Raw genomic sequence first — 3,548 nt, 5'->3', positions numbered from 1 at the left:
CTGGCCGTTGTATTCGGATTGGTATCGGTGAAGGTCGCTACCGTCGCATCGATCGCGGCGCCTTCTGTCCCGGCCACGCTTATACCCGTTGCGGTAATGCTTCCGTATCCAACCGGGGCTACCATTGCCTGCTCCTTTTACTCGTCAGCCCATCGCTGAGTCCGCCATGGACGTGCTCAATTGGGCAAAACTCACGATCACTGTCTTTGCGGCCTAGATTACGCGTCGACTGCCTGCCTTCTGCAAGGCTTGTATTGCGCTACGCTTTATCGTCTTAAGATGCTGCTCCCGCCGGTACATCGAACTCATGAATGTAGCGTCGTCGCGATCGCGTTGGGCAATTGAACTAAAATCTGCCGTTGGTGCGCTCCATACCGAAGACTACGGATGCTGGAGCCGGGCGGCGGCGGCTGCATGTCCGCAATAAGCGAGCCCGGTTTCGTAACGAGCATCAAACGTCTTTTCTATTTTACTTTTGCACCCAAAGTGTAGTCAACAGGCCTACAAGCAGCCTTCGTAACTTGCGAGGCAACCGACTGTCTGCGTGCACTAGCGACGTTTTGACTGTTTACGCGTCATGAGCCAAACGTGTCGCCGCATGAAATGCGTTCTTTTCCTTTGCACCGGTAACTATTACCGAAGCCGCTTCGCCGAGGAGCTGTTCAATCATCGTGCTGCCGGAAATTGGCAAGCACAATCCCGTGCCCTTGCGATTGAACGCGGCCTATACAATGTCGGACCGGTTTCCCGGTTTGCTTTACAAGGCTTGATGGAGCGCGGAGTAACGCCAAAGGGCGCCGCCTGCTTTCCGCGCCAATGTACCGTGATCGATCTGGAGAATGCGGATCACGTTGTGGCGCTCGATGAGACTGAGCATCGTCCGCTCATGCGTGAACGCTTCTTGGAGTGGGAGCGACGCATCCAATATTGGGGCGTCGCAGATGCGGATCTCTTACAGCCGGACCACGCGCTTTCCCTTATAGACGCGCAGATCGATAAACTCTTGGCCACACTTGCGATGGTCGAGACCGGTTAAGCCTGGCCATCTGAGCAGAACGGTGTGAGGGCCGTCATTGATTGGCTGACCTGGTCGTTCAATTAAATCCGAGGTGAAATACCGGATCTGATGTATTGTCGCTTTCGCAATTCCCGCGGGATATCGTCTGTCGGCACGGGTTTGAAGATTACTGGCAACAGCCGCTTTGATTGTGCGGCAGCCTTATTGACTTCCCACTTGCAGCGTTTCGAATTTACCGCCTCCGGAGACAAACAAACACTACAGCATCTGCCTGCGTAATGAGGCCGCTAAGCCGGGCTCCCATTCCTCCCCCGCAGCAATGTCATGGCGATCGAGAACCGGCGCAAATCCGGCGAGTTGCAGCCCGGCAACAATTTCTTCCGCGAAGTCACGGCTATCCCGCCGCGAAATAGGCCATGGAGACTTTAGGAGCTTCGGAGCTGCGAGCTTCTGCCCATGCGCTTCCTGTAATGTCACCTTGTCACTCAAATACCTTATTTGCCGCAGGCGGAAAATGCGTTCATCCGACCGTCCGTGGCCAGCCGCCGCCAGAGGCGAACTTGGACCGAGGCGCTTCGGACAGCGTGGCGAGGCGCGGCCTCTATGAATGTGAGCCGCGAGGACCCTGCCGCGCCGCACTGTGTGGGCGTCAGGACGCCCCCGCTTGGTCGGCGGCCCCAATGCCTTGACTTTGTCTAGCGTCGGCCTCGCGCTGCGATGCCGACCGCCGGATATACTCGCAATAGCGTCGGACGCTTTCTTCCAGGGAAAACTGGTCTCGGCTGACACGCAGCAGGATCCCGGCCTTCGCCAAGTCGTACACGGCCTTGCCGGATATTCCGAGCCAACGGGCCAACACAGGGCCACTTGCTACGAGTTCGGCACCGTCGTTTAAAGAGGGTCGGTCTTTGCTCTCGCCTGACATGCAACCGACCTAGCACGACCAGCGACCGGTTGCGAATTTCCCAAATCGACAGGCCGCAGCGTTTTGAATTTGATCAAGCGGACAGCCAAGGAGCCGATAACTTGTGCGGGTGTAGTGTCACTTCGCAGGCTGTCAGCCTCTCCACTTCTGATCCGATGGCGAATTGCAACAGAGGCGCAAAGCTGGGGAAGGCGCCGGCTCACCGTCTGGAATGTCGGCGGCGCCGTGGATAGCGCGGTGAGAGTCGTGGCGCCCGGATTGCGGAATGGCAAAATCCGTTACGCGCGCGTCGTGGACGACGACGGCGTCGAGTGCCCTTATTTCGGATCGCTCAGAAAGAAATGCGATATCTAATGCTCTGCCGCGATGAAGCACCGGCCGCGCGGAGTTATCAGAACCGATAAGAGCCAGGCGCGCAAGCTTCAGCTTTTAAGACTGGCAAATGGGCGGAGGGGCGCTTATCCGCGTCGCTGATACGCGACGAGGCACGGGCATCCGGGCGTCTCGCGCGGGGACTGATCTATTGGCCGGTGCAGCGAAATAAAGAGACCCCGGCCGTTGCACGCGGCCGGGGCCCTGCTTTCGAAGATCGAACGACCGGCCTGAACACCGGTAAACGAATAGCTACCGCGGAATGGTTACCAATTGGCTAATGAAGAATCCGCAAGAGGCCCATTGCCGCTCATGCGCTCGCTAGCGTTGGGCAACTTGAAGTCTGCCCTATCCTGCCGCCTTATCGACTACTTAGCAGTCCGGCCGCCCAGTTGAGCATCGTCTCGGCCTGCTCCGGATATCTCGCGATATAGAGAACGACCGCTATCGGCGTCAGGACCATGAGCCAATCGCGCATGGAAAGAACCTCACCACGGAGGGGTCACCCCCAATACTTACTTATGATGGGCGGTTACCGAATGGCTTATTCAATCGCAGGGTGAAATTAGCGAAATGCAGGGTGAAGTGCGGGCCTACCATCCCGCAAATCCATTTTAAATCAGACCCTTATCGATAATTCTCCATTATTCGTTGGCAGGGAAGCGAGCCATCGGATTGCAGCGAGCAGCCGTAGAATCGCAGGGAAGGACGTTGCGGGCGCAGGGAGCATGACGCTGCGCCTAAATCCCAACGCCAGCAGCTCGGGGGCAATCCTTGTCGCGCCGATGACGCTACGAACTTGGCGCATGGACTTGCGAAACCGATTTCGTCGGTCGCCTCATTCACCGAGAAGATGACATCAGCTCTCGGCCAACATGTGTATATCAAGAATAAGCCCGGCACCGCCGGCGCGGTCGGAGCCGAAGACGTCGCCAAAGCCGCTCCTGATGGCTATTCTTTGTTCTTGACCACCTCGGGCGCAGTTGCGATTGCACCGCATGTCGCCCCTATCGCCCCCGGCCGCCCTTGGCGGGCCTCTGGTGAAAGCATTGGAATGATGTAGGGCTACCAGACTCGTGTCAATGACCAATCTGAGGTCTGTTTGGGGTCGACTTCTACCAATTCCATGCTCACGCACGATGTTGACTATACTTCCGAAAGCGTCATTTAAGCGGACGTGTCCTCAAGACGCTAAGGGCGAACATGCGACATCACGACGAGGCACGGTAGGCG

General features: G+C 57.4%; 2 protein-coding genes and 1 pseudogene. 2 read left to right on the top strand and 1 reads right to left on the bottom strand.

From position 1 onward, the window contains the following. Positions 1-598 precede the first annotated feature (598 nt). Positions 599-1,036: a low molecular weight phosphatase family protein gene (locus tag WB528_RS11945; RefSeq protein ID WP_423888620.1), complete on the top strand. Its 438-nt coding sequence runs from the start codon at positions 599-601 to the stop codon at positions 1,034-1,036. Positions 1,037-1,098: 62 nt separating this feature from the next. Here WB528_RS11945 and WB528_RS11940 read toward each other — a convergent pair. Beyond that, a pseudogene (locus WB528_RS11940) lies at positions 1,099-1,275 on the bottom strand (TIR domain-containing protein); the annotation flags it as partial. A gap of 1,893 nt (positions 1,276-3,168) precedes the next feature. Between WB528_RS11940 and WB528_RS11935 the strand changes: the two are divergent. Next, on the top strand, positions 3,169-3,378 hold the full coding sequence (locus WB528_RS11935) for a tripartite tricarboxylate transporter substrate-binding protein (RefSeq protein ID WP_423888621.1): 210 nt from the start codon (positions 3,169-3,171) through the stop codon (positions 3,376-3,378). The last annotated feature ends 170 nt before the right edge of the window (positions 3,379-3,548 follow it).

This window comes from Bradyrhizobium sp. (assembly GCF_049586575.1).
In the GTDB taxonomy this organism is placed as follows: Bacteria; Pseudomonadota; Alphaproteobacteria; order Rhizobiales; family Xanthobacteraceae; genus Bradyrhizobium.
Note: the sequence above shows the minus strand (reverse complement) of the source record. Positions and strands in the feature narration are given on the sequence as shown.